The sequence below is a fragment of the Geomonas sp. genome, from assembly GCF_056994735.1.
Genome location: NZ_JBXKJL010000293.1, coordinates 1 through 25,683, shown reverse-complemented (window position 1 = coordinate 25,683; position 25,683 = coordinate 1). Strand labels below are relative to the sequence as shown.

The 25,683-nt window shown below is 59.8% G+C and carries 21 protein-coding genes; 8 read left to right on the top strand and 13 right to left on the bottom strand.

The genetic code is table 11. The annotated features are described in order from the left end of the window. The first annotated feature begins 14 nt into the window (after positions 1 to 14). Positions 15 to 482, top strand: coding sequence for a ribonuclease domain-containing protein (locus AC11W3_RS13140; RefSeq protein WP_484088838.1), 468 nt, complete (start codon positions 15 to 17; stop codon positions 480 to 482). Further along, positions 473 to 751 carry a barstar family protein gene (locus AC11W3_RS13135; protein WP_484088837.1) on the top strand — a complete coding sequence of 93 codons (279 nt, stop codon included), beginning with the start codon at positions 473 to 475 and terminating at the stop codon, positions 749 to 751. Before AC11W3_RS13140 ends, AC11W3_RS13135 begins: the two co-directional genes overlap by 10 nt. 25 nt (positions 752 to 776) lie before the next feature. Here the strand turns inward: AC11W3_RS13135 and AC11W3_RS13130 are convergent, their stop codons facing one another. The 3 genes from AC11W3_RS13130 to AC11W3_RS13120 all read right to left on the bottom strand — a co-directional run bounded on the left by AC11W3_RS13130 (position 777) and on the right by AC11W3_RS13120 (position 3,127). Next, positions 777 to 1,658, bottom strand: coding sequence for an aspartyl protease family protein (locus tag AC11W3_RS13130; protein WP_484088836.1), 882 nt, complete (start codon positions 1,656 to 1,658; stop codon positions 777 to 779). Between the two features lie 139 nt (positions 1,659 to 1,797). Beyond that, positions 1,798 to 2,448 (bottom strand): four helix bundle suffix domain-containing protein, encoded by a 651-nt coding sequence (locus AC11W3_RS13125; protein ID WP_484088835.1) that lies wholly within the window; start codon positions 2,446 to 2,448, stop codon positions 1,798 to 1,800. A 475-nt stretch (positions 2,449 to 2,923) separates the two neighbouring features. After that, positions 2,924 to 3,127: a hypothetical protein gene (locus AC11W3_RS13120; protein ID WP_484088834.1), complete on the bottom strand. Its 204-nt coding sequence runs from the start codon at positions 3,125 to 3,127 to the stop codon at positions 2,924 to 2,926. Between the two features lie 292 nt (positions 3,128 to 3,419). Here AC11W3_RS13120 and AC11W3_RS13115 point away from each other — a divergent pair, with 292 nt between their 5' ends. Together AC11W3_RS13115 and AC11W3_RS13110 are read left to right on the top strand one after the other, a co-directional pair. After that, positions 3,420 to 3,671, top strand: coding sequence for a helix-turn-helix domain-containing protein (locus AC11W3_RS13115; RefSeq protein WP_484088833.1), 252 nt, complete (start codon positions 3,420 to 3,422; stop codon positions 3,669 to 3,671). Further along, on the top strand, positions 3,672 to 4,997 hold the full coding sequence (locus AC11W3_RS13110) for a type II toxin-antitoxin system HipA family toxin (protein WP_484088832.1): 1,326 nt from the start codon (positions 3,672 to 3,674) through the stop codon (positions 4,995 to 4,997). It abuts the gene before it with no gap. A 467-nt stretch (positions 4,998 to 5,464) separates the two neighbouring features. Here the strand turns inward: AC11W3_RS13110 and AC11W3_RS13105 are convergent, their stop codons facing one another. From AC11W3_RS13105 to mobF, 3 genes are all read right to left on the bottom strand, one after another. Next, the gene (locus AC11W3_RS13105) at positions 5,465 to 5,974 is read right to left on the bottom strand and encodes a hypothetical protein (RefSeq protein ID WP_484088831.1); all 510 of its coding nucleotides are present in this window, start codon (positions 5,972 to 5,974) and stop codon (positions 5,465 to 5,467) included. Between the two features lie 3 nt (positions 5,975 to 5,977). Then, entirely contained in the window at positions 5,978 to 6,334 is a 357-nt protein-coding gene (locus AC11W3_RS13100) for a hypothetical protein (RefSeq protein ID WP_484088830.1), read from the bottom strand. A gap of 478 nt (positions 6,335 to 6,812) precedes the next feature. Continuing rightward, a complete protein-coding gene (gene mobF, locus AC11W3_RS13095) occupies positions 6,813 to 10,016 on the bottom strand; it encodes a MobF family relaxase (protein ID WP_484088829.1) in 3,204 nt (1,067 codons plus the stop codon). A gap of 489 nt (positions 10,017 to 10,505) precedes the next feature. Between mobF and AC11W3_RS13090 the strand changes: the two genes are divergently transcribed. After that, on the top strand, positions 10,506 to 11,774 hold the full coding sequence (locus tag AC11W3_RS13090; RefSeq protein WP_484088828.1) for a DnaA ATPase domain-containing protein: 1,269 nt from the start codon (positions 10,506 to 10,508) through the stop codon (positions 11,772 to 11,774). A gap of 254 nt (positions 11,775 to 12,028) precedes the next feature. On the opposite strand, the gene AC11W3_RS13085 is transcribed toward AC11W3_RS13090, so the two are convergent. The 5 genes from AC11W3_RS13085 to shc all read right to left on the bottom strand — a co-directional run bounded on the left by AC11W3_RS13085 (position 12,029) and on the right by shc (position 19,647). Continuing rightward, complete coding sequence (locus AC11W3_RS13085; protein WP_484088827.1) at positions 12,029 to 13,258, bottom strand: tyrosine-type recombinase/integrase; 1,230 nt, start codon at positions 13,256 to 13,258, stop codon at positions 12,029 to 12,031. Positions 13,259 to 13,452: 194 nt separating this feature from the next. After that, positions 13,453 to 14,451 (bottom strand): adenosyl-hopene transferase HpnH, encoded by a 999-nt coding sequence (hpnH, locus tag AC11W3_RS13080; protein ID WP_484088826.1) that lies wholly within the window; start codon positions 14,449 to 14,451, stop codon positions 13,453 to 13,455. Between the two features lie 126 nt (positions 14,452 to 14,577). Then, complete coding sequence (dxs, locus tag AC11W3_RS13075) at positions 14,578 to 16,485, bottom strand: 1-deoxy-D-xylulose-5-phosphate synthase (RefSeq protein ID WP_484088825.1); 1,908 nt, start codon at positions 16,483 to 16,485, stop codon at positions 14,578 to 14,580. A gap of 74 nt (positions 16,486 to 16,559) precedes the next feature. Then, entirely contained in the window at positions 16,560 to 17,555 is a 996-nt protein-coding gene (gene hpnA / locus AC11W3_RS13070) for a hopanoid-associated sugar epimerase (protein WP_484088824.1), read from the bottom strand. Between the two features lie 13 nt (positions 17,556 to 17,568). After that, entirely contained in the window at positions 17,569 to 19,647 is a 2,079-nt protein-coding gene (gene shc, locus AC11W3_RS13065) for a squalene--hopene cyclase (RefSeq protein WP_484088823.1), read from the bottom strand. A gap of 196 nt (positions 19,648 to 19,843) precedes the next feature. On the opposite strand from shc, the gene AC11W3_RS13060 reads away from it, so the two are divergent. From AC11W3_RS13060 to hpnI, 3 genes are all read left to right on the top strand, one after another. Beyond that, complete coding sequence (locus tag AC11W3_RS13060; protein WP_484093131.1) at positions 19,844 to 22,495, top strand: MMPL family transporter; 2,652 nt, start codon at positions 19,844 to 19,846, stop codon at positions 22,493 to 22,495. A gap of 225 nt (positions 22,496 to 22,720) precedes the next feature. Then, positions 22,721 to 23,305 (top strand): tRNA 5-(aminomethyl)-2-thiouridylate-methyltransferase MnmM, encoded by a 585-nt coding sequence (gene mnmM / locus AC11W3_RS13055; RefSeq protein WP_484088821.1) that lies wholly within the window; start codon positions 22,721 to 22,723, stop codon positions 23,303 to 23,305. Positions 23,306 to 23,403: 98 nt separating this feature from the next. Further along, the gene (hpnI, locus tag AC11W3_RS13050) at positions 23,404 to 24,543 is read left to right on the top strand and encodes a bacteriohopanetetrol glucosamine biosynthesis glycosyltransferase HpnI (RefSeq protein WP_484088820.1); all 1,140 of its coding nucleotides are present in this window, start codon (positions 23,404 to 23,406) and stop codon (positions 24,541 to 24,543) included. 282 nt (positions 24,544 to 24,825) lie between these two features. Here hpnI and AC11W3_RS13045 read toward each other — a convergent pair whose 3' ends face one another. Further along, the gene (locus AC11W3_RS13045; RefSeq protein ID WP_484088819.1) at positions 24,826 to 25,038 is read right to left on the bottom strand and encodes a DUF2905 domain-containing protein; all 213 of its coding nucleotides are present in this window, start codon (positions 25,036 to 25,038) and stop codon (positions 24,826 to 24,828) included. Between the two features lie 129 nt (positions 25,039 to 25,167). Next, positions 25,168 to 25,683, bottom strand: a 516-nt coding sequence (locus AC11W3_RS13040; RefSeq protein WP_484093130.1) for an epoxyqueuosine reductase QueH, incomplete at its 5' end; no start/stop codon positions are given.

The following is a 25,683-nucleotide window of genomic DNA, read 5'->3' as shown; positions in this document are numbered from 1 at the left end:
GAGGAGAATGGCAGATGATACGGCTCATCACAGTGACCGCAATCTACTTGCTGGCTCTGGGGACAGTACCGGCTAACGTTCTCGCCCAGTCGTGTGAACAGGTCGTGCACCAGGTAAACCAGGACCTCGATCCACAGATTGACGAGCCTGAGCTGGTGACGGTACTTCGCTCTCTCAATAAGAGTGGCAACGCAAGCCTCCCCGCGAAGTTCGTGACCAAGAAGCAGGCGCGAAAGATGGGATGGAAGCCGGGCAAGGACCTGTGGGCCTCGAAGAAGCTGAAGGGGAAGAGCATAGGCGGCGACGTTTTCACCAACCAGGAGGGGCAGCTTCCCGACGGGGGCAAGATCTGGCATGAAGCCGACCTTGACTACAAGGGCGGGCACCGGGGCGCCAAGCGGATCGTCTTTTCCAATGACGGGGTGCGCATGGTCACCGTTGACCACTACAGCACCTTTACCGAGGTGCCGGCATGTCAGTGAAACGCTGCCTGCTCCACGGGCGGTACATCGGTTCCCTGGACGAGCTTTACGACCAGTTGGCCCGCTCTCTGCCGATCCCGGACTATTTCGGCCGCAACCTCGACGCGCTGTGGGACGTGCTTTCCACGGACATCGAGGGACCTCTCCAGATCGTCTGGGAAGACTCCGCGGACTCCAAGAAGAGGATGGGGCACGATTTCGAAAGGGTGGTTTCCCTGCTGAAGAACCTGAAGCGGGAGCGGGATGATGTGGAGATTATTCTGAAGTGACCTCTGCAGAAGCGCTGCCCACCGTTCAGCGGGCCCAGTAGATGACCTGGTTGCTGAAGTCTATCGAATACTTGAAGCTCCGCAGGAAATTCATCCCGAGGAGGCCGTCGAAGGGGAAGGGGCCACTTTCGGCGACGACGGCGACCTCCATGCCGGCCTTGGCGTGAGGACCCACCTCAACCCGATCGACCTTGGTATGCCAGCCCTGAACCATCCCGCCACCGACCACCTGGAATTTGACAGGTGTCGCCTTGTCGACGTTGATATCCAGTCTCCTGGCCATCTCCCTGCTGATCAGCGTCGACGAGGCCCCGGTATCGAGCAGGAGGCTCGCCTCCACGATCTTGCCGTTGTGAGTGAACGAGACAGGGACCAGCACCTGGTTTCCGGCAACGCTGATGCGGGTGGACTTCCCATCCTTCTCCGTCGAGACCAGGGTCTTCAACGACTTCGGCGCCTTGTAGGCTGCGATCTTCAGTTGAAGCTGTTCCGCCCTGCCGGGGTCGAGCACCTTGAGAGCTTCATACTCCTTCATCGCGCTCTTCTTGTCGTTCACGATCAAGTGGGCAAGGCCCAGTTGGTAGCGGGCTTCAGCCGACCGGGGAGCCAGCCGCAGGACCTCCTTGAAAGCTGCGATGGCATTGTCGACCATCTCGACATTGCTGGCCGCCTCACTGGTGCCGAGCTGCATATAGGCAAGGCCCAGCCCCTCCTGGGCGTCCGTGCAATCGGGATTATGCCGCACCGCCTGGGTAAAGGCCCGGACCGCACGCTGGTAATCCTTGGCCTCGAAGTATTCCAGACCCCGCCGGAGAAAAGCCATCTCCTTTCCTGCCGCCGCCATAACCGGCGACGCTGCCACCAGGACCGCCAGGATCGCCAGGAAGGCTATCGGCAAACGTTTCATCAGCATTCTCCCGAATGGAGTCGCTCTTCAGCATCCCTGAAAAAGGTCTCCGAAAAGAAACGCTCTCAAGAATACTAGGCGCGGCCGAATCCGCAATCGGTGAGGAGAAACATATTGTGCCCCCGCTACAGGTCGATCTTCACCACCTCTTCTTTGCGCTTCTGACGCGGTACAGACGCTCGGTAAAACCTCCTTCTGCCTCGAATGCCGAAGCCTGCGCGGCTATCTGGCGGTCAAGAAGAGCACAGGCCACAGCAATAAGTGCCAGTGCGCCATTGGCGGCGATTTCCGGGTAGGTGGGCGGAGTGGACGGAGTGGACGAGGTGGACGAGGTGGACGAGGTGGACGAGGTGGTGGACGAGGTGGTGGACGAGGTGGCACTGCACAATTGGTCGGCGCTGTGGAGTTCCTTTGCCCAGGATGCGACGGCGTACGCGTCAGCGGGGCGCCGGTTGATCAAGGCGGCGCGGCGAGGGTCCCGGCGCTCCCATAGGGGCAGGCAGCGTTGCCGCAGGAAGTCCTGGTAGTCCAGCCGCAGCTCCTCCAAGCTGGCGCGGGCGACGTTGGTCAGCTTCAGCTCGGTCTTCTTCGAGGTCCCGGATGCCTGGCTTCCTTCCGCGATATTCTGCACCCCCGAGCGTGCGGCCTGCACCATCTGGTCGTGCGTCCGGCTCCGCCTGTCGATGTAGCGGTCACAAAAGCGCACGGTCACGTCGTACACAAGCTGCGCCACCTGGAAGCTCTTGAGGTGGCGGTACCCTCCATGCCTCGGTATCAAAGCCTCGCCCATAGCACCCCCATCCTGCCAACCTGTCCATGAGGTCCACTACTTCCACCAAGGTCCACCCCCAAAAGCAAACCCCAGCCCCCGCCGAAGTCAAGCGCCGGTCACTGACACAAAAAAGCCCGCCGGTAAATACCGGCGGGCTTTTGGTAACAGAAGAGGACTCAGAAGATCAGGTCAGGTTCCAGAGGAACATCTCCCATCATAAAAGTGCATGTAATTCAAGCCTGTTACAATTTAAATCAAACATTAGGTAGGATATAGGTAGGATAAAATTAAAAAAAATTAAACATCTCCCAGATGTCCAAACGTGGAAACCGCCCCGCAACTGAAGAAAAAATACCGGACGGCGGGTAGCTTCAGAACGGCAAAAAGCACCCTGCAATGCGACCGTCCCCTATCCATCAGGCATCCCCGCCGCGATGGCGGAAGCGAAGAATTCGGCTTTTGACTGCGATGCCGGCCGCCTTTTCCCGGAGTTCTACCGGTCGCCGGTGTCACTGGTACTGGTGCGGTAATGTGCGTCGAGATATTGCAGGACGGTCTCCTCGGAATAGCGTACAGCCCCTCCTTCGGACATCTTTATGAATGGTATCCCGCCACCTTCCCACCTCTTCCTGCGCAGCCAATGCACCGACATCCCCACCATAATAGCCGTTTCCTTTTCCGTCATGAGCTTGGGCATTATCTTCCCCCTTTCGACACGATGGATTGTTGTTGTCCCTCCGTCGGGGCCTGATAGTCGGACGAGCCAAGAGCGTCGTTGCTCGGAACGTGCCATGGCTAAGCACTTGTATTTCCTTATTTTAGAGCCAGGAGCTGGCCGAAAAGCGAACACCGGCTGTTCAGCTCCGGTACCGTGTCTCCGGTCTTGCCGGATTTATGGCCTGTAAATTATATTTACAAAATATGGCTTGCGAGTTATATTTTTCGATCATAGCTTGCACGCTATATAATAGATGAACGGGAGTCACCACATGCCTCAAAAAATCCATTCCCCCGAAAGCCTGGGAGCGGTGCTGCGCCAGGAGCGGAAGAAAAAAGGGATGAGTCAGACCGCGGTCGGCAAGTCGGTGGGGATCGACCAGCCAACCGTGTCCCGAGTGGAAAAAGGCAACACGGGAACGGAGCTGGGGACCCTTTTCCGACTGCTGGCCGCGCTCGATCTCGAGTTGGCAATCCAGGCACGGCAACGGCCGCTCGATGACGCTAAGGGAGACCTCTGGTAAATGGCACGAACCCGTAGCTCCGCCGAGCTGTACGTATTCATGAACGGCCGGAAGGTCGGCCGCCTCTCCCGGGCTTCCAGCGGAAGACTTCAGTATTCCTACGCCGAAGAGTGGCTGACCTGGGAGCAGAGCCGGCCTTTGTCCCTTTCCCTCCCGTTGAACCGGGAAACCTACGCCGGCGATGTGGTCGAAAACTATTTCGACAATCTGCTCCCGGACAGTCAGCCGATAAGAAACCGGATCCAGGCGAGGTTCGCCGCGCGGTCGAACCGCTGCTTCGACCTCTTGTGGCACGTGGGGAGGGATTGCGTCGGCGCCATACAGCTTTTCCCGGAAGATGCGGAAACGCTCGACGTGCAAAAGGTCGAGGCGGTTCCCTTAAGCGAGCCGGAGATCGCCGATACGCTGCGCAACTACGAAACCATGCCGCTGGGGATGAGGAGGGAGCGCGATTTCCGTATCTCGATCGCCGGGGCGCAGGAGAAGACAGCACTCCTTTGGCACAACGGGAAATGGTGCCTCCCCCTGGGGGTCACCCCCACCAGCCATATCTTCAAACTTCCCGTCGGCAAGATTGCGCACAGCGGCCTTGACCTGTCCGACAGCGTCGAAAACGAGTGGCTCTGCCATCTGATCCTGAAAGCCTACGGGGTGCCTGCCGCGAGCGCGGAGATCGCCGGTTTCGACGGGATCAAGGTCCTGGTGGTCGAGCGCTTCGACCGCCGCTGGTCAGGGGACGGATCCTGGCTGATCAGATTGCCGCAGGAGGACATGTGCCAGGCGCTGGGGGTCCCGCCGGCACTGAAGTACCAAAGCGACGGCGGGCCGGGGAGCGAGGGGATCATGAACCTTCTGCTGGGCTCAACCGAGGCGCTGCGGGACCGGAAAACGTTCATGACGATGCAGGTGCTGTTCTGGCTGCTGGGGGCCATTGACGGGCATGCGAAGAACTTCAGCATATTCCTGCTGCCGGGAGGAAGCTTCCGGCTTACTCCGGCCTACGACGTCATGTCCGCCTATCCGCTGGTGGCAAAACGACAGCTTGGCCTGCAGGATTTGAAGATGGCGATGGCGGTCAAGGGCAAGACCAGCCATTACCAGTGGTCGCGAATCATGTACCGCCATTGGTTGTCCACGGCGGTACGTTGCCGGTTCTCCAAGGAGGAAACGGCCGCGGTGATCGCCGAACTTCTGGACGGCATGGACGACGTGGTAGCAAATGTCGCAGGGCAACTGCCGCAGTCGTTTCCCGAGGAGATAAGCGAGTCGATTTTCAACGGCATGCGCGAGGCCCGGGACCGTCTGATACGCTCACGGGCCGATTGAAAAACTCTGCCGCCACGACCCCGGATCCCGCCTTTGGAGGAGGGTGCGGGTGCGCTCCCCCGCTCAAATGAGGAAAGCCCGTTCGCGGGCTTCCGCTGCCGCGGCAGCCCGTGAACGGGCTTTGACCGGTAAAGCTGCCGGGGTTTCTGCCGGCTGCTTTGGGTCCAAAATGTCGAGCTTTTACCGGGGGCGTTGCGGGGGGGCCCCCCCGCAGAGAGGGTAGCGGAGAAGGGCAGGGCGCCTCCGCCCTGGCGGTCGCAGCGAGGGGGAAACTTCCCCCGGAAGAGGAGCCGCACGCCGGCCCCCTGCCGGCCTTTCTGGTCTGTTCCCGGCCTTCCTTTCACTGAGGCAGAGTCCGCGTTCAGGGGCTGCCGACAACCCATTGCTAAAACTGCTCCCGCTCCCTGGTGTTAGCCTCCTCTACATGCGGCTGCATCCTCCTCCCCCAGATCTTCCCGGCCTTCTCCTCACCGGGATCGAAGGTAATAGCAGACCAGGGAACCGCCGAAGATGCCCGCGGTGAGGCTCCCCGCCACCAGCATCCCCAGCATCCACCAGAACGATTTTTCCACCTCACTCCGGGCTTTCTGGAGGGAGGAAGTCAAACTCTCAACCTCGTTTCTGAGCGGGGAAAGACACGCCCGCACCCCCTGCTCCCCCGCCCGGTCGAGGGCCGCCACGATCAGCTGCGGCAGCTTCTCCTGGCAGAAAGTCTCCACCCTTTGGACGACCTTTTCGGCCCGCTCCCGGCCCTGATCGGCCATGCCGAGAGCCTTCTTCACGTCGTCCATCATCACCTTGAAGTGGTGGTCGAGCTGCTTCAAATGCTCCTCGGGACTCTGCGACGGCGGCGCGTTTTTCGGCTGGATCCCGGCTGCCCTCATGATCAGTTGGGCGGTCTCTTCCGGTGATTCCTCGGCAGGGGCGGGGGTTGTTTCGGCCGCCCCTTTTTTCTCTTCCTGCTCCTCGTCGGACATGGGTCACCTCCTGGTACTGGTCGCTTCCACCACCTGGATGAGGGCCGCCTCCAGGTTTTTGACCTGCTGCCTCGTTGAGATTTCCCGCAATTCCACGGCCAGTTTTTCCACCAGCATCTCCACTGCCCGGGTGAGATTTTCCACCCGCTCCCGGAGCCCTCCGACCTCTTCCCGGAGCTCCGATAGGAGGAGATGTTCCCTCCTGGCCCGCTGCGAAACCTCGGGGAATTTCTCCCTGACACACCCCCTCAGAAGGTCGGAAACGGTCACAGTTTTCCCAGAAAGCTCGGACAATTCCTTGGCCTCCGCCTGCAGCTTTTCCACGATTTCCGGAGCAAATCTGATGCACGTTTTGGTCATGGCCTCCACCTCATGGGGCGCCAGACGGTGTCTGACGCCAAAACTAATCATCCTCGACTACTTGCAGAATCTGGCACCGGGACTGTCATACGCCGTCGGACGAATAACCCGTCGAAAACATTGAGGGGCCGAAAGTTCCGTAGCCCGCAGGGCTGCGTTTGGTGTGGGGAGGAAGAACGCCGAGTCAAGCGAGGCCCGCCCTTGCCTTAAGCCACCCTTCCCAAGCCCCGCACCGATCAGGCTGCAGGTTCGACAAGAACGGCCGGCCCGCGGAATCTCCAACCGCGGGATCGGGCCCTTCGTCATTTCCTACGGCTCGGGAGCGACCGCCCGGATCACCCCCTCAATCTCCTCAGGTCGGCGACCCACCAAAGGGGAAAAAGCCGGTTCAGAAAACGCCGGGGCGTCGGGCTCTGCCCGCTCTTCACCTCTCCCGCCGAACCTCCTCCGGCTGCAGCGGGAAGTACCATCCCAGCCATCACTCTTTGATCTCCATATCGAGACCCGATTTTCCCGGGGAGTCCAGCTCAAGCTCACGACCAAGATCCCTCTGCGGCACCGGCATCTCTCGCAGCGTTTTCGGGATTTCCAGCTCCGGTGTCGGAGGGACCCGAATCGCCTCCACCGATCGGTTGAGCGACCCCCTTTCCGGTCCTGGAATGGAGCGTTCGAATCGGCGGATCTTTTCCATCAACTCCCCGTCCTGGAGATGGCGATCGGAACCGGATCGCGTGATCTCGCGCCCCTCCCGCTCGCGACCTGCAAAACCCAAGGTGGAGGTCTTGGTCTCCACCCGTTCCACCGACCTGGAAAATCCCTTCAGCGAATTGGTGAAGACCCGGGTCCCGAACCGCGCGCGGGTCACCGCGACGTTCAGTGCGTTGTAGCTCGCCTGACCGCAGCTTTCCTGGTCGGCACTCCACTCGGTCTCCCGATGGCCATCCCGTTCCGGTGGCACCGGTGCCACCATGATTGAGCGGTCGACCGTGGCCCCCTGGCTCTTGTGGATGGTGACCGCGTAGGCGTGGTCGATATGCCGGTAACGGGTGAGATCGAGATCGACCGTCCGGTCCCCGAAATCGACCGCTGCCTTTCCCCGCTCGTCGAGTTCCTTCACGGTCCCCATCGCTCCGTTTTGCAGGTCGAGCCCGGCATTATTTCTAAGCGCCACCACGCGATCCCCCACCGCGAAGTGCCGCTCCTCCTCCCTGTAAAGCGCGCTCCTCCCCGCCATCCCGTCCGCGGGGAACTCCCGGGTCACCCTTCGCGTCCGCGGCTCTTCTCCCTTTTTACTGCCTTGAAAAGAGTAGCTGACCCGGACCAGGTTCCGCTCCCGGTTGAGTCCCACGACCTCCCCCTCCACCCCGATCCGGGTGCCCCAGCTCCGCACCCTGCCGTCCCCGCTCCTCTCCCCGGTAAAGATCACCCGGTCGCCCAGCCGGTACCCCTCGACGGTAACCCCCTGGGGAACCGGGGTGAGAACCCGGAAGGTGCTCCCTTTTTCGATCTCGCCGGCGGCGATACGCGCCTCGCGCACCAGGCGGTTCAACTCCCTGCGCTCCGCGTTGGTCGCGGCCACCATCAGCACACTCTGCCGCTCCCCGACGGCCGCCAGCTCGGGGACCGGGGAGAGCTTTCGGCTCTCCTCGAGGTAGTGTTCCACGGCGGCGGCGTGAAGCTCCGGAAGGCGGGCTATCTCCGTCACCTCCCCGCGCTTCTCGAGGAGGGCCAGGGCCTCCCGCGCGTTCTCCCCGAGAGGCCGGTCCTCCCGGTTGAGCCCCCTGGCGATCTCCAGAAGCCCCGGGTCCCGCTGCCGGAGGATCTCGGTCAGGTGTGCGTACTCCAGCCCGCCTTGCCTCCCCAGCGCCTCGACCTGGCGCAGGAAGTCCCCGGCGGCAATGGTCTGCATCTGCTTGGTGTCCCCCAGAAGGTGGAGCTTTGCCTGGACCCCCTGCTCCCGCAGCCCTTCCACCACCCGCAACAGCTCGCGGGCCTGGGTGGCCCCGAGGAAACCGGCCTCGTCCACCCGGACCACGACCGGCACCTCTTTTGAGAGGCGACAACGCTCACCCCCTACCTCCAATATGGCCCCCTCGGAGATCTCCCCCTGCAGGTCAAATTTGGAAGCCGCGCCGAGGAAACCGTCCACCGTGAAGCTCGCCGTGCCGGTGGCGAGCGTCATCTCCCGGGCCGCCTTCCCGGTGTAGGCGAGGTTGATGACGGTGGGGTTTCTTGCGGCAGGTTCCAGAACCTCTCGATGGAAACGCTCGATGAACCCGAGCGTGCCGGTCTTGGCCGTCCCCGGGTCCCCCACGGTGAGGAGGAAGGCACTCTTTCCGGCCAGCTCGTTGGTGAACTCGGACCATTGCCCGGCGGTGAGCCGGACCCCCTCCGAAGCGAGTCGCTCCCGGTAGGCCGCGATCTCCTGCTCGGTCCCCAAGGAAGGGAAGGGGACGCGGGCCAGCTCCCTCACCTTTTCCAGGTTCCCCGCCTCGAGCTCGATGGTGACGCGGGTGGTGTAGAACACCCTCCCCCGGCGGTCCGTCCCGATCCGCAGCACCCCTTCGCCCCCCGCGTCGAGGGCGGCGTCAAGTTCCCGCAGACCATGCCTGGTCCCCGAGATCCGCACGGCCTGGTCCAAAAGCCGTGCCCGTTCCAGCACCGCCTCCTTGCCGGTGAGATTCCGGGCGGCCAGTTCCACCGCCCGGGCCGGGGTCAATTCCGGCTGGAGGTCGGGTGCCTTCATGGGAGCTGCGCGCGATTTTTCAAGGTCCCGCTTGACCTGGAGAGAGGAACTGCCGCAGGCTTCGAAGCCCCCTTCGAAGACCCTGGCCACCTCCTCGCGGGTGATGCCGCGCTTGGGGTCCCGTGTCTCCAGGGCTGCCATCTCGTAGAGCCTGCCATGTGGGACCCCGGCGAACCTCCCCTCCTCACGCCAGCGGGCCACCTGGGTTTCGATCTCCTCGCGCCGGGACGAGAAGTGCTCGATGAGCCGGGGATCGATCCCCTTCAGCTCGAAGAACAGCCGGGAGCGGTCCTGGACCACGATCTCGAAGCCCCGCGCCTCAAGCTCCCGGGCCAGCTCAAGCCGGTACAAGAGCCCCAGGGACTTCAGATCCTGGTAGATCCCCTTGGGTTCGTTGGCCCTCCAACTGCCGTCGGGGGTCTGCGTTGCGTTGATGACAAAGAGGTGGGAGTGCAGCTGCGGATCGATGTTCCGGGAGGTGGCGTGGTCGAACTTGGCGGCGACCAGGATTCCGTGCTGCAGCCCCTCGGGTGTGCGGTAAAAGGAATTGTGCTTTTCCAGGTGACCGGCAACCGAAACCACCGCCGCGTCATGGGCTTCCTTTACCGCATCGACACCTGCGGCATAGGCAATGGATACCGACTTGGGCGCGGAAAACGTGCAATCGTTGCCTGCTCGATGAGTCTCAACTAGACCGCCGTTTTCCTTGTCCCGGGTCTGCTTGTAAGCGACGAGCCGGTCGCCGATGGGGCTCTCTCCGCTACAGAGAGCCCGGAAATCCACCTCGCGGACCGCCCCCTCAAGTCCCAGCACCCTGGCACCCTCGCCGCACCACCTTGAGTTGAGGCCGAGATCGGCATCCCTCAGGTAATAGTCTTCCTTCGAGAAATATCCGCCGGCCTGTCCTGCACCCATTCCCGGTGACATCGAAAGCATAGCCTGAAGTCCCTCTGCGTCTCGAACGAGAGCCGTGGCGCCAGAAATAGCATTGGAATATTTTAGCAGATGCTCGTGAAATGCCGAGGAGAGTCGGGGATGGGCGGGGAGAGATCTGAATCGGAAGCCGGGAGCGTTTGCTGCACGTTAAGCAAAAGTCCAGAACCATTTACTCTCAATCTTTTGAAGTGATTTTTTATTGAAAGTATCTTATAACAGCCAAAGCCAAACGTGCGTTAAGGGGCCGTGGAAGAGGAGAGAGTGGAGTGACAGCAACGAGGCACCCCGCTGGAAATGCATATACCTGTAGATGCCGGATAAACGTAGGGCAAAGAGGAAAAGCATCCACCTGTATATACAGGGGCAGTATCTACAGCCATATACTTGCATCTATAGCTATATACTTGCATCTACCCGTAGATGACGCCCTCTAACCGCTCAATAACGATGTTGGCCTAGCACTGTTTATAGTTTAAATATGGGGGAGCAATGATTCTTGGACCAGCTAGAGTAGACTGTACTTTCGAAAACTTCATTTGCGGTGCTTCGAATCAATTTGCGTATGCCGCAACTCAGGCCGTAGCGCGTAAGCCTGGAAAGGACTACAATCCCCTATGCCTTTATGCGTCTCACTCCTACGCATTAGAAGATTGTCGCTATTTAATTAACGCAATGGCGAATGAGCTGAATAAAACAACACCCACTAACTCTCACATTATTATTAGTGATTGTTGTGTCGCCGGCAGTCTAGAGTGCATAAATAATTATGACTATGATAATGTCATTGCACTTATCATACAGAACATCCAACTGATTGCGGGAAACGACCCTGCAGAAAAGAGGGTGTTAGATATTTATAACAAGTGCTACCAACAGGGCAAACAAATTGTCTTTACATCTGACCGCTTCCCTAAAGACATCGATTTCATCAACAAAGGTCTTAGCGCTAGAATGGAATGGGGATTGATTGCTGATATCTCCACGCCTAATATCGAAACAATATTAGCAATAATCAAACAAAAGGCCCATACCTCTAAATTACGGATCCCAGATGATATGGCGTTATATATAGCATCCGAAATCATGGCCTTATCCAGTTATCAGGATGTTAAGGATTTAGCAAGTAGGCTAATCAGATTCAACAGTGGAAGTCCGATAGACAGCAATGTTGTATTGACTTTCATTTTAGATATCGTCAAAGTTTTCAATGCGAGAGAATCTTGGCCATTGGTTGGGCAAAAAATACAGCTTATAGACACAACTGCAGAACTTATTTCTCTGCTACGTCAGGACTATAGTAATATATACAACATAGGACCAGAAAATTTCGAGATTTTAGTTTGTGAGCGGCTCAGTAAAATGGGGTACGGAGTACAGAGAGTCGGTTCAGTTTACGCTCCAGACGGTGGAATTGATATCGTAGCATGGTCTACCAATTCTCCGCTTAACTATTTTCTTGGAGTACAAGTAAAACACCATATGGTCCCTACCAGAAAGACTGGTCCAAGTGCAATTAAAGATATGCAAGCCGTTCTTGGTTTGCAACCCTTGCAAGCTGGGCTTATTGTTACTAATACTCAATTCACTCCAGATGCAAAGTGGTTTGCCGCACGGTCACCGCATCTTGTTAGATTGAGAGATATGAATCATCTTTCAAGGTGGATTTTTGACAACTTCAATGATCCTAGCGACCGCTCTGAACTTCCTTCAGAAATCGAGTTAGCCCCTGGGGTTATCATAAAGATTCCTAGCAAATAAATTCTGCGCTGCTTAAAACCTTGTATACCTTCGCGCCCTTTCGGGTTACCAGTCGTTACGTCCCGGGGGAACCGCCCGATGTGGCCAGGCGTTGAGGGGGGCCATGGCAGGATGCGTAGACCATGGGGCCACGTAGACCATGGGGCCACGTAGACCATGGGGCCATGCCTGGATAACTTGATAACTTCACCACGAATATGAACGGAGATTTCCAACCATCCAGCAGGACCCGGGCAAGCCGGGTCAGCCAAGTGTTAATCTGCGGTTGCCTGAGCCTGCAGGTGGATCACCTTCGCGCCAATGCCGTCCCGCATAAGCCGTTCCATCTCATTCGCAATCCGCTGCAGGATAGGGCGGAGGTCGTCGGCTGTCAGCCGACTGTAGTGCCTCCCGGTCACGCTGTGGTCGACGTGTCCGGTCAGCAGGTTGATATCCTCCCGTCGCAATCTCAAACGCTCGCCGGTGGTGATGAAGGTGCGCCGCAAGCCATGGACCGTCAGGTCCAGCCCGGTCCGCTGTTTCAGCTTTTCGGCCCGCATGGTGACGTGCCCGCGCTTGTTGGAGTGCCAATCCGACGGGAACACATAGACGTTCCCCTCGACCCGGGTCTCCAAACGGCGCTTCAGGATCGCCAGCGCCTGGCTGCAGAGGGGGATCCTGTAGCTGTGCTTGGATACTTCCGTCTCATGCCGTATGCTGGCGATCCCCTGCTCCAGGTTCACATCCTGCCACTTGATGCTCTGTGCCTCGTTGGGCCGCCACCCCTGGTACAGGGTGACCAGGAAACAGTCCCGGTGCACGGGTGAGAACCGAAGCAGCCCTTCGTAGAAGGTTTTGAACTGATCCGGTTCCAGGCAATCGATGCGCGCATTTTGCCGGGTCCATAGCTTGGCGTCGGAAATCACCTTCACCGGGTTGCCGGCTATGTGCTGGGGGTAGAGGATGGTCCCGTACTTGATGATGCTCTGGAGGCATTTGAAGGAATTTTGTGCCGCGCCCTTGCCATTGGTTTCCATTATCTGCTGGTACCTGCTGATGACGACGTCCGGGGTCAGTTTGGTGCCGAGCTTCGATACGGGGAGGTCGAGCCAACTTTCGAACTTCGGGGGGATGTGAAACCGGTAGGCGTCCCGGGTTGACTTTGCCAGGGGCTTGTCCTTGAGATAGCGCACATACAGCTCCCGTAAGGTGGGGATGGCCTCGTCGTTGGCCGGTTTCCCCAGCCTCAGCCTCTGGAGCAGCTCCGGCGCTCTCTGGCGGGCCTGCTCCGGCGTGATTTCGCCGTAGCGGTCCAGTTTCCCCTTGACCGTCCGATATTTCTCCGTTCTCGGATCCAGGACATCGACCTGTACGAAGAAGGTCTTGGACTCCCGACCCACCCTGAGGAACAGCCCTTTCAGTTCGGTATCGAAGTAGTCGACCTGCCCCTTCGAGGTGAAAGGCAGTTTGTCTATGTTCTTCTTGGTGAGCAGCAATTTCGGCATGTGGACCCCTTTCCGGTCCTACCTAGAGTTGCCTGACTTCCAATTAGGTAGGATATAGGTAGGACGGAACGTAAAAAACCCGCTAAATCTGTCTCAAAGATTAGCGGGCTTTAGGGGGTGTGTCAACCTATAAATACTTAATTTTTATGGTATTTTCAGCAAGATTACTACAGGTTCAAAAGCGTTAAAAATGGCTAAGTCAGGTTCCAGAGGAACATCTCCCAGATATCCTTCCAGCTCTTCCCGATTTCAGCCACGACTGTGGGCTCGAAACCGCAGTGCATCATGCACTGGGCGCAGCGGGGGTCTTTGCCCACGCCGTATTTCTCCCAATCGGTCTTCTCCATCATCTCCTGGAAACTGCCGTAATGGCCGTCGGTGATCAGATAGCAGGGGGCCTTCCAGCCGCGCGGGTTCCTGGTCGGGTTGCCCCACGGGGTGCACTCCAGATGCTTCTCGCCCTTCAGGAAACGGAGGTACATCGGGGTGGAGAAGAACGGGAAACGCTTGCTCATCTCGAAGACCTGCTCGAACTTCTTCTCGATATCCCGCCGCTCCAGGAAGAGCTTCTCGCCCACAGCCTCGTAGCCGAATCCCGGCGCCACCAGGAAGCCGTCCACCCCCAGCTCCTTCAGGTGGGAGAAGAGCATCTCGATCTCCAGGAGGTCGGTCTCCTTGAAGATGGTGGTGTTGGTGCAGAGCCTGAAGCCGAGCTTCTTGGCCTTCTTGATGGCGGACATCGCGATCCGGAAGGTACCCTGGCGCTCCAGGATCCGGTCGTGGGTCTCTTCCATCCCGTCCATGTGGACGTTCAGCACGAAGTTGGGGTGCGGCTTCAGGGTGTCGAGCGCCTTCTCCAGCAGGAGCGCATTGGTGCAGAGGTAGATGTGCTTCCCTCTCTTAAGCACTTCCTCGATCAGCGGGAAGATGTGGGGATAGAGGAAGGGCTCGCCGCCGGTGATGGTTACTACCGGTGCCGGGCACTCATCCACGGAATCCAGGCACTGCTGGAGTGTCATCATCTCCTGGATGGTGTCGGCATATTCCCTGATCCTGCCGCAGCCGGAGCAGGCGAGGTTGCAAAGGTGCGTCGGCTCCAGCATGAGCACCAGGGGATACTTCTCCTGCTTCTTCATCTTGTTGGAGACGATGTACTTGGTGAGATCGTAATTGAGTCGCATGGGGAAACGCATGTTTAATTCATCCCTTCATCAGTGCTGTAAGTGTGGTCCGGTATGTTGACACAGTAAAACGGGACGAGCCAAAAGGTAGCGGATACCCTGATGACTGTCCCGTCGGTTCCTATTACCTGTTTCTTCTCACTTAACCCTTGCCAGCTGGCGTGGGGCGGTTCTTTCGGCGCGCAGGAAGGCTTCGCTGGTCCCGGCGATGCCGGCGGCGTCCAGCCCCAGGTCGGCCCTCAGCTGGGCCTGGCTTCCGTGCTCCACGAAGCTGTCCGGGATGCCGATCCTTTTCACCCGCACCGAGCTCGACCCGGCGTCGGAGACCAGTTCCAGCACGGCGCTTCCGAAACCGCCGTGCAGGGCGTTTTCCTCGACGGTGACCAGGCAGCCGGTCTTCCGCGCCTCGGCGAGGATCAACTCCTCGTCCAGCGGCTTCACGAACCTGGCGTTGATGACGGAGGCCGAGATCCCCTTCTCCTTCAAGAGAGCCGCGGCTTGGAGCGCCGGATGGACGGTGGAGCCGATGGCCACCAGCGTCAGATCGCTCCCTTCGACCAGAAGCTCACCCCTGCCGATCTCGAGCTCCTTCGGCTCCTTGTCCATGGCTACCCCGTACCCTGCGCCGCGCGGATAGCGTACCGACATGGGGCGGCCGGAGTAGATGGCGGTCTTCATCATGTGCTGCAGCTCGTTCTCGTCCTTGGGCGCCATCACTGTCAGCTCGGGGAGGTGGCGCAGGAACGAGATGTCGAAGGCCCCGTGATGGGTGGGACCGTCGTCGCCGACCAGGCCGGCGCGGTCCAGCGCCAGTGTGACCGGGAGCTTCTGCAGGCAGATGTCGTGGAAGACCTGGTCGTAGGCGCGCTGGGTGAAGGTGGAGTAGATCGCGGTCACCGGCCTGAATCCCTCGGCGGCGAGCCCCGCAGCGAAGGTGAGGGCGTGCTGTTCGGCAATCCCCACATCGAAGAAACGCTCCGGGAATCTCCTGGCAAAGGGGGTAAGCCCGGTGCCGTCAGGCATGGCGGCGGTGATGGTCACGATCTTGGGATCGGCTGCACCGAGCTTCACCATGGTTTCCCCGAATACCTGGGTGTATGAAGGGGGGGCGGGCTTGGCCGGGGCGGCGCTGGCCGGCTTGACCGGGGCGATGCCGTGGAACTTGGCCGGGGTGTCCTCCGCGGGCTGGTAGCCTTTCCCTTTCTTGGTCATCACGTGCACCAGGATCGGCCCTTCCAGGTTTCTCACGTTCTCGAGCACGGTCAGCAGGGCGGGGAGGTCGTGGCCGGGGATAGGTCCCACGTATTCGAATCCCAGCGCCTCGAAGAGGGTTCCCGGAGTCAGGAATCCCTTGAGCGAGTTCTCGGCCTTCTTGGCGAAGTGCAGGATGTTCCGGCCTATGGCGGGGATGCCGGCCAGGACCTCTTCCATCTCCTTCTTCAGACCGCGATAGTACCCACCCGTCATCTTCCTGGAGATGAAGGAGGAGAGGGCGCCGACGTTCTTGGAGATCGACATCTCGTTGTCGTTCAGCACCACGATCAGGTTCTTTCTCAGATGTCCCGCCTGGTTCAGGGCTTCGAAGGCCATGCCGCCGGTGAGGGAGCCGTCGCCGATCACCGAGATGACCCGGCTGTCGTCGTTGGCCAGCCCGTGCGCCACCGCCATCCCTAGGCCTGCCGAGATCGAGGTGGAGGAATGGCCGACCCCGAAGGCGTCATGTTCCGACTCGGAGCGCTTGGGAAAGCCGCTGAGCCCCTTGTAGCAGCGCTGGGTGTGGAAGCTGTCGCGGCGGCCGGTCAGGATCTTGTGGGTGTAGGCCTGGTGGCCGACGTCCCAGATGATCTTGTCCGCCGGCGACTCGAAGCAGTAGTGCAGCGCGATGCTCAGCTCGACGCAGCCGAGGTTGGAGGCGAGGTGGCCTCCCGTCTTCGGTACCGTCTCCAGCAGGAAAGCGCGCACCTCATCGGCGAGCTTCACCAGTTCGTCCGTTTTCAGCTTCTTCAGGTCCTTCGGACCGTCTATCTTCCCTAGCAGTTTGTACATGTTTTAAAACCCTTAAAGGCTGTGAATGGTGAAAGGTGAATGGTGAATGGTAACACCAAAACCTTTAAAACCTGTTACGAAACTTGCCTCGCGTAGCCGTGGGCGCGAAACCACTCTGCCGCACGCTGAAGCGACCCCCTCACCGGCGTGAGCGGCAGGCCCAGTTCGGCCACCGCCTTGCCCGGATCGAAGAACATGAACTTCTTCGCCATCTGGACCCCGGCCAGCGGGATCAGCGGCTCCTTGCGGGTCACGGCGGAGATGGCCTCGTTGACGTAGGCCGCCATCAGGATCGGGTAGTAGGGGAGCTTCACCCGCGGCGCCTTCAGCCCGGTGATCTCGGAAAGGATCGCGAAGATCTGCGCCAGCGTCAGGTTCTCGTTCCCCAGGATGTACTTCTCGCCGACCCGACCTTTCTGCGCCGCCAGGAGGTGCCCCCTGGCACAGGTCTCGACGTCGATCAGGTTCAGCCCCGTGTCGAGATAGGCCGGCATCTTGCCGTTCAGGAAGTCCACGATGATCTTCCCCGTCGGGGTAGGCTTGATGTCCAACGGGCCCACCGGGGTCGAGGGATTGACGATCACCAGCGGGAGCCCCTGCTCCAGAAATGACTCCGCTTCGCGTTCGGCAAGGAACTTGCTCTTCTTGTAGTCCCCCACCATGTCCTCGAAGACGACAGGGGTCTCCTCGGTTCCGGGCGTGCCGTTGCCGGGGTTCCCGAGGGTGCCGACGCTGCTGGTGTAGACCACCTTCCCGACTCCCGCGTCCATCGCGGCGGCGAGGATGTTGCGGGTCCCTCCCACGTTTACCTGGTACATCACGGAAGGGTTCGGCGTCCAGAGCCGGTAATCAGCCGCGGCATGATACAGGGTCTGACAGCCGGAGAGCCCCCGGGCGAGGACGGCGCGGTCGCTTAAATCACCTTCCCATATCTCGATGTCGAGACCGGCGAGGTTCCTGCGGTCGGAGCCGGGCCTTGCCAGTACCCGCACCTGCCAGCCGTCCTTCAAGAGCTCCCGGACGATGCTCGCCCCTATGAAACCGGTGGCGCCGGTGACGAATGCCCTCATCGAACCTGCACCATCAAGGCTGCCCGCCGGTCAGGTCCCGGTAGGTACCGAGCGCCATCAGCGGGAAACAGTTGCGGTAGATGTGGTACTTGATCATGAAGAACTTCGGGAATCCGGTGCCCGTGTACTGGGTCTCGTCCCAGGTGCCGTCGCCCTTCTGGGTCGAGATCAGGTACTGGATGCCGCGGGTGACCGCGGAGCAGTTGGCCTCGCCCGCCGCCATCAGCGCCAGCAGCGCCCAGCCGGTCTGGGAAGCCGTGCTCTCGCCGATTCCGGCCAGCGTCCTGTCGTGGTAGGACTCGCAGGTCTCCCCCCAGCCGCCGTCGATGTTCTGGTGCGCCTTGATCCAGTTCACCGCCTTGCGGATGTAGGGCTGGGTCATGTCCTCGCCGATGGCCTGCAGACCGCACAGGACCGACCAGGTGCCGTAGAGGTAGTTGACCCCCCAGCGTCCCCACCAGCACCCCTCCGGCTCCTGCTCCTTCTTGATGAATTCGAGAGCGCGCACCGCGGCCGGGAAGTCCTTGGAGTAGCCGAAGGTTCCCATCAGCTCCAGCATCCTTCCGGTCAGGTCGGCAGTGGGGGGATCGATCAGCGCCTCCAGGTCGGCGAAGGGTATCTTGTTCAGCAGGTACTTGGTGTTGTCCTTGTCGAAGGCGCCCCAGCCGCCGTTCTTGCTCTGCATCCCCAGGCACCAGTTGATGCCGCGCTTGATGGCGCCGTTCATCAGCTTGCGGTCCTTGACCTGGATGCCCTTGAGCGCCATCATCACGAACCCGGAGTCGTCGACGTCGGGATACCAGTCGTTGAGGAACTCGAAGGCCCAGCCGCCGGGTTCCAGCTCCGGGGCCTTGATCCGCCAGTCGCCGTGCTTTCTCACTTCCTTGTCCAGCAGCCACTCGGCCGCCTTGACCAGCGAGGGGTGATCGTTGGGGACGCCGGAATCGGTGAGGGCCTTGAGCGCCAGCGCCGTGTCCCAGACAGGGGAGATGCACGACTGCAGCACCAGCTGGTCCTCGCCCTCGATGCAGAAGTTGGCCAGCGCCTCCATCCCCTGCGCCACAGCCGGGTGGTCGTTGGCGTACCCCAGGGCGTTCAGGGCCAGGATGGCGTTCAGCATGGCGGGCTGGATTCCCCCCCAGTCCCCGGTCGATTCCTGGTGCTCCAGCACCCACTGCTCCGCCTTGGCCAGCGCCTGCTTCTTGAAGGGGCGGATCGGGCTGCTCTCGTAGACCTTCAGCATGTGGTCGACGCCGATGAAGAAGTTCTTCCAGGTCAGGATGCCGTCTTCCTTGGTGAAGGTATAATCGGTGGGGCGCGGCGGGCGGACGAAGAGTTCCTGCACCCGCGCGGCGGGAGGAAGCTTCCTGACCGGGCGGCGCTCCATCACCACCGAGAGGGGGATGATGGTGGCCCGGGCCCAGCTGGAGAACTCGTACATGTTGAAGTAGGCCCAGTTGGGGAGGAGCATGAGCTCGACCGGCATGCTCGGCACGCCGAACCAGGCGAACTCACCGAAGAGCGCCAGGAAGATCTTCGTGAAGACGCGGGTTTTGATGATCCCGCCCTGCTCGAGGATGAAGCGGCGCGCCTTTTCCATCGCCGGGTGCTCAGCCGGATACCCCGACAGCTTCAGGGCGAAGTAGGCCTCTACCGAAGTGGAGAGGTCACCGGGCCCGCCGTAATAGATGGTCCAGAAACCCTCCTCCGTCTGCTTGGACAGGAGGTAGTTCGCCATCTTGCGCTGGCGCTCATGATCAACGAGCCCCAGGAAGTGGAACAGCATGATGTATTCGGCGGTGATAGTGACATTGGATTCAAGCTCGGCCCACCAGTACCCTTTCGGAAGCTGCTCTCTGAAGAAGAAGTCCCGGCTTCCTTCAATGGCTATGTCGAGCTGGCTTTTTTCCTTGCCTTGTTTTCTCTTCCAGATCGAAGGGGGGAGGCGATGCACCTTTGCTCCCTGGCTCTGGCCGGAAGTTTTCTCGGGCTCGACGGCGGTCCCGTTGAATGAGGTGAGTGCGTGTGATATGGGGTGTTTGAACGGGGATGTCACCACAAGCTCCTTCTCGCGAGATTGGCTCAAGTTCATTCAGTGTAGCCATTTTGTTAATAGTTACAAGCTGCGAGATTTAGCATATTTTTTCTCAAAGGTACACCATTTTTTGTTGTCTCTAACCGACTTAGCTCATTAAACACGCGGCATCGCTCCCGAATCTTGATTCTGGAGAACCGCTGTGCTAGGTTGCAGGGCGTCAAAAATCAGGCAGGAAACGAGCAGAGGATATATGAAAGAAACTGTAAAGAGAGGGGGAGAGCTCTTCTCCCTGGCGTCGCGTCATCCGTGGCTGGTACTTTGTCTGGCGCTCCTTTTGTCGGCGCTCTCCCTTTGGTACACCTCTCAGAGGATGGAGTTTCTCACCGGCCGCGACCAGCTGATGCCGCAGAACACCCCCTTCAATCGAGACTTCCAGGCCTTCCACGCCGAGTTCGGCGACATGGAGGACATCGCCGTCGTCATCGAGAGTTCCGACGCCGAGCGCGTCGCCGCCTTCGGGAAGAAGCTCTATGACTCCCTGTCCGGGGACAAGGAGCACTTCTCCGACGTCTCCTATCCGTACGCGCTACCCTTTTTCCAGAAGAACGGCTTCCTCTTCATGCCGCTGGAGGACCTGAAGGAGTTGCACAAGAGCATCACCCTGGCGGCACCCGCCCTGAAGGCGCTCTCCAAGGCCCCGACGGTGCAGACCCTCTTCAACTACATGACCGGCACCATGGACAGCTACGTGGCCGGTGACAAGTCGAAGCTCCCCGAGGTCGTCTTCATGCTGGACAAGCTGGGGGCCGGTTTCACCAGCTTCGGAGGCGGGGGGGGCGCACCGCCGTCGCTGGAGGGGCTGTTCATGAGCCCCGACTCCTCCTTTGCCAAGGCCGGGAAGCAGCAGATCCTCACCGTGCTTCCGGTGCGCAGCATGGAGGGCTTCGTTCCGGCCGGGTCGGCCATCGCGGCCGTTCGAGCCCAGGTCGCCAAGCTCAAGGCCCTGCCTGAGTTCAAGGGCGTGACCGTCGGGTTGACCGGCTCTCCCGTACTGGAAAACGAGGAGATGGCCACCAGCCAGCGGGACATCTCACTGGCCACCGTCATTTCGCTGGCACTGACCGTGGTGCTGCTCCTTTTGGCCTTCCGCGGGGTTCTGAACGTCTTCGCCGCCATGGTCTCGCTGCTGGTTGCCATATCGCTTTCCTTCGGCTTCGCCACCGGTGTCGTCGGGCATCTGAATATTCTCTCCATGGTGTTTGCCATCATGCTGATCGGTATCGGCATCGAATACGGCATCCAGGTCGTGCTGCGCTACCAGGAGGAGCTGCGGATCGGGAAGCCCGAGACGGAGGCCATCGAAACCGGCCTCGACCGAAACATCTGGGCGATCGTGATGGCGGCGGCCACCGTTGCCGCAGCCTTCCTCACCTTCGTTTTTACCGATTTCAAGGGGATAGCCGAGCTCGGCATCATCGCCGCAGGCGGCGTGGCGATCTGCGTTGTCGTAACCTTCACGGTACTTCCGGCCATGCTGGTCCTCCTGGCCCGGCACAGGAAGCCGCGGCGGCCCGCCAAGGTGCAGCCTGAGCCGCGCTTCAGGACCCTGTCGCTGATTCTCTTCGGGTATCCCAAAGTTGTCATTGCCGTCACCGCTGTCCTGTGCCTGGCGGCGCTCTACCCGCTTTCGCAGATGGCCTTCGACTACAACCTCATGAACCTGCAGGCGAAGGGGCTCGAGTCGGTGAAGTACGCCTATAAGCTCATGCGGAGCAAGGAGAACTCCGGCTACTTTGCCGTGGTCGTCGCGAAGGATACTGCGGAGGCCGCCGCCAGGACCAGGGCACTGGAGGCGCTTCCGACCGTCGACCATGTGGTCAGCATCAACACCTTCGTCCCCGATCATCAGCAGGAAAAGCTCGCGGAGCTGGCCGCGATACGGCAGGAACTGAGCGGCGTGCAACCGGCCAAGTACGAGGAGGAGCTTTCGCTCATGGAGCTCCCGACGGTGTTCGAGAATTTCAGGAATGCCACGGTGAAGCTCAAGGCCAAGCTGGAGGAGGAGCGCAGTCCCGAGGCCAAGCCGGTCGGCAAATTTCTGACCACCCTCGACGCCTTCTTCGCCAAGCTGGAGAAGGAGAGGAACAGGAACGCAGTCGGGATGCTGCAGGACTTCCAGGGTGGGATGTTCAAGGAACTCCCGGAAAAGATAGCCCTTTTGAAGGAGAGCCTGAACGCCTCGCCGATCACCGATGCGGACATTCCTAAGGAGCTTCGTTCCCGCTTTGTGGGCAAGACCGGAAAGCTCATGCTGCAGGTGGCGCCGAAGAACGAGATCTTCGACCGCGACCCGCTCAAGAAGTTTGTTGACGAGGTCCGCAGCGTCGACCCCCATGCCACGAACGAGCCTGTGATGGTCTATGAGTCGATGACCATCATGCGCGACGCCTACGAGCGGGCCTTCATGTATGCCTTCGGCGCCATCGTGGTCATCCTGCTGATCGCCTTCAGGAGCTTTAAGTTCGCGCTGATCGGGCTGATTCCGCTCATCGTGGGATTGCTTTTCATGGTGGCGGGGATGTGGCTCTTCGGGATCAGTTTCAACTCGGCCAACATCATAGTGCTGCCGCTGGTGCTGGGGATCGCGGTCGATTCCGGGATCTACATCATCAACCGGTTCCGGCGCGAGGACGAAAGTGCCGCGACCGTCATTACCAGCAGTACCGGCATCGGCGTACTCTTGAACACGTTGACCATCATGGCGAGCTTCGGGGCCCTGATGGTGGCGCATCACCAGGGTGTCTTCAGCATCGGCGCCGTCATGTCCCTGGGCATGGTCGCCTGCCAGGTAGCCTTCATGATCACCCTCCCGGCGGTGCTGAACATTGCGGGGAAGAAGTGAAAAAACGTGAAAGGTGAAAGGTGAAAGGTGAATGGTGAATGGTGAAAGGTGAAAGGTGAAAGGTGAAAGGTGAAGGGTGACCTTCGCGTCCCCCCCTTGTCAAAGGGGGGACAGGGGGGATTCGCTTTTGATGTCCGCGGCCTTACCTGAAACTGTTTCACCGCTTCCATCCTATGCATCCTGCCCATCCCTGTTAACTGCTTCACTCTTTTGAAGGACCTGTCTTTGGAAGGAAAAGTTGCTAAAAGAGAATCTCTGCGGGGGGCGGTGCCGCTGTCACATTTCTTTCTGCGACAGAGGGTGCGGCCTGGCGACTTCGTCCTCGACGCCACCTGCGGCAACGGATTCGATACCCTACTCCTCGCTGAACTGGTAGGGGAGGGGGGGAAGGTCTGGGCGTTCGACGTTCAGCCACGCGCCATCGCCGCTACCACTGCCCTGCTGGAACGGGAGGGACTCCTCTCGTCGGTTGAACTGATAGAGGCGGGGCACGAAAGGCTGACTGAGTTCGTTCCTCCGGGACTGAAGGCCGCGGTCTTTAACCTCGGTTACCTGCCGGGAGGGGAAAAGCCGCTGGTGACCTCAGCGGAAAGCACCGTTTCTGCCCTGGAACAGGCTGCGTCCCTTCTGAAACCGGAAGGTATCATCACCATCGCTCTTTATACCGGACACGAGGGAGGGCCGGAGGAGGCCCTGGCCGTGGAAAGTTGGGCGGCAGCGCTGTCGCCGAAGAGCTTCAATGTCTGGCGCAACCGGCAGTTGAACCGCCCCCCTGTCGCGCCGTACCTGGTTCTCGTCGAGAAGATTTAAGGACCCTCTCCCCGGGAGAGGGAGTTAGAGACGACCCCTTCGCAAAAAGGGGAGATTCAAACCTGATGCCCCTTCTGCAGGGGTAGCGAAAGGATTCGATGTTCCGCCACATTTTACCATTCCTGATCACCGCCCCGGCCATCGCCTATGCCGGGATCACCTTCCATTGCGGCCGAGGTTTCTTTGCCAAGAAGCCGACGCTCGACAACTTCACCCCACCGGTCACGATCCTGAAGCCGGTGAAGGGGATGGATGGGGAGAGCTTCGAGAACTTCGCCTCCTTTTGCCGCCAGGATTACCCGGAGTTCCAGATCGTCTTCGCGGCTGCTTCGGGGGACGACCCGGTTATCCCGGTGATCGAACGCCTTATCGCCGCCTTCCCGCAGGTGGACATATCCCTCGTGGTCGATGGCTCGATTCACGGTGCCAACTACAAAGTCTGCAACCTCATGCATGCCTACGCGAAGGCGAAACATCCCTTTGTCATCGTCTGCGATAGCGACATAAGAGTCCGCGACAGCTATCTGCGCGAGGTCTGCGCGCCGTTCGCCGATCCGGAGGTCGGGCTGGTTACTTCCCTTTACCGTACTTCGGGAGTGAGGGGCGTCGGCTGCGCCGTCGAGGCGCTCGGCTTCTCCTGCGAGATGGTGCCGAACGTGATGACTGCGCTGAAGCTGGAGGGGTTGAGCTTCGCCCTCGGTGCGTCCATGGCGGTGCGGCGGAGTGCGCTGGAGCGGATTGGCGGGTTCGAGGCGCTGGTCGACTACCTGGCCGATGATTACCAGCTTGGCAACATGATTCACAGGGCAGGTTACCGTCTGGAACTCTCTCCGTTCTTCGTGGAAAGCATCATGCGGGGAAGCGAAAGTGTCTCGGAGGTGCTGGTGCGGCAGCTCAGGTGGGGGCGGACCATGAGGGTGTCGAGGCCCGGCGGCTACTTCGCCTCCGGGATCACTCTGCCGTTCCTCGGGGCCTTCCTTGCCATCGTGGCATCAGGTTTTTCGATGGAAGGTTTTGCCGCTGCGGCGCTGCTGTACCTCGGTCGGAGCGCAGTGTCCTTGAAATACAGCCGCGGCTTCGTAAAGGACGGGCTGCTGCCGCGCTGGCTCTGGCTCCTGCCGCTGCGGGATGCACTGTCTTTCGGGGTGTGGGCGCTGTCGCTCACGGGCAATCGCGTCCTCTGGCGCGGGCATCTCTTCCAGCTCAACAAGGGCGGGAAGATTGTGGAGATAGGCTAAGGCCTCGCCACGGAGGGGCACAGAGGAAAAACTTTAAAGACGCGTCAAGTGATGTGTCTGACGAATAAGCTCTGATAAAGGCAAATCCCCCCTGTCCCCCCTTTGACAAGGGGGGGACGTAAGGGGTGCGTCTTTGCCTACGATGACGACGTGCAGTAATGATGTGCAGTAATGGATGGCAGCAAATGGATGTGCAGCAAATGGATGTGCAAGTAGCAGTTAGTTTTTGAGGGTTCCTCTGTGGTCCTCTGTGTTTCCTCTGTGGTGAGGCTTTTTTAGAGGTTACCTACGGAAGAGCCAGAGGATGAAGGAGAGGATGACTGAGATTATGATGCTGGTGGCGAGGGGGAAATAGAAAGTGAAGTTCTCCCTTTTGACATAGATGTCACCGGGAAGGCGCCCGATCCACGGGATACGACCCGCCAGTGTCAGGATCACGCCTGCCAGTGCAATCACCAGCCCTACTACAATAAGAGATTTCCCCAGTGATGGCATAACGACACTCCAAGCTAAAAGTTTGAGTCTACGTGCTTAAGGATAAACTATAAAGGCGAAAGGATAAAGACCGTTTCCTGTCCTTTAGCCTTTCGCCTTTCTTTTAGCCCTTAGCCCTTAGCCCTTAGCCTACTTCTTCACATACCTTTCCTTCTCGCTGTAGATGCAGCCGCAGTACTTCTGACGGTAAAGCCCCATCTCCTTGGAAAGGTTGATCCCTTCCTGCCATCCGCGCCTGAAGTCATCGTAGTGGAAGTTCACCCCGTAGCGCTTTCCCAACTTCTCCCCGAATTCCCTGATCAGATCCTGGTTCTGGTACCTGCTGTACAGCAGGGTGGACGAGTAATGCTCGAAACCGAGCTCGGCCGCGGTCTTGGCGGCTTCTTCAAGCCTCGACCGGTAACAGTAGGCGCAACGCTCCTGCGGGTTGGCTGCCGTGTTGGCCAGGAATTCCTCCAGAAGGTACTCCTCCCGGTAGACCACATCCAGCTCCACCATCTCGGCGTACTGCCTGACTGCCTCGAGGCGGAGCTTGTACTCGGTGTACGGGTGGATGTTGTGGTTGTAGAAGAAGCCGGTGACCTCGACGCCGCCCGATCTAAGTTCCTTGACGGGATAGACGGCGCAAGGTCCGCAGCAGATGTG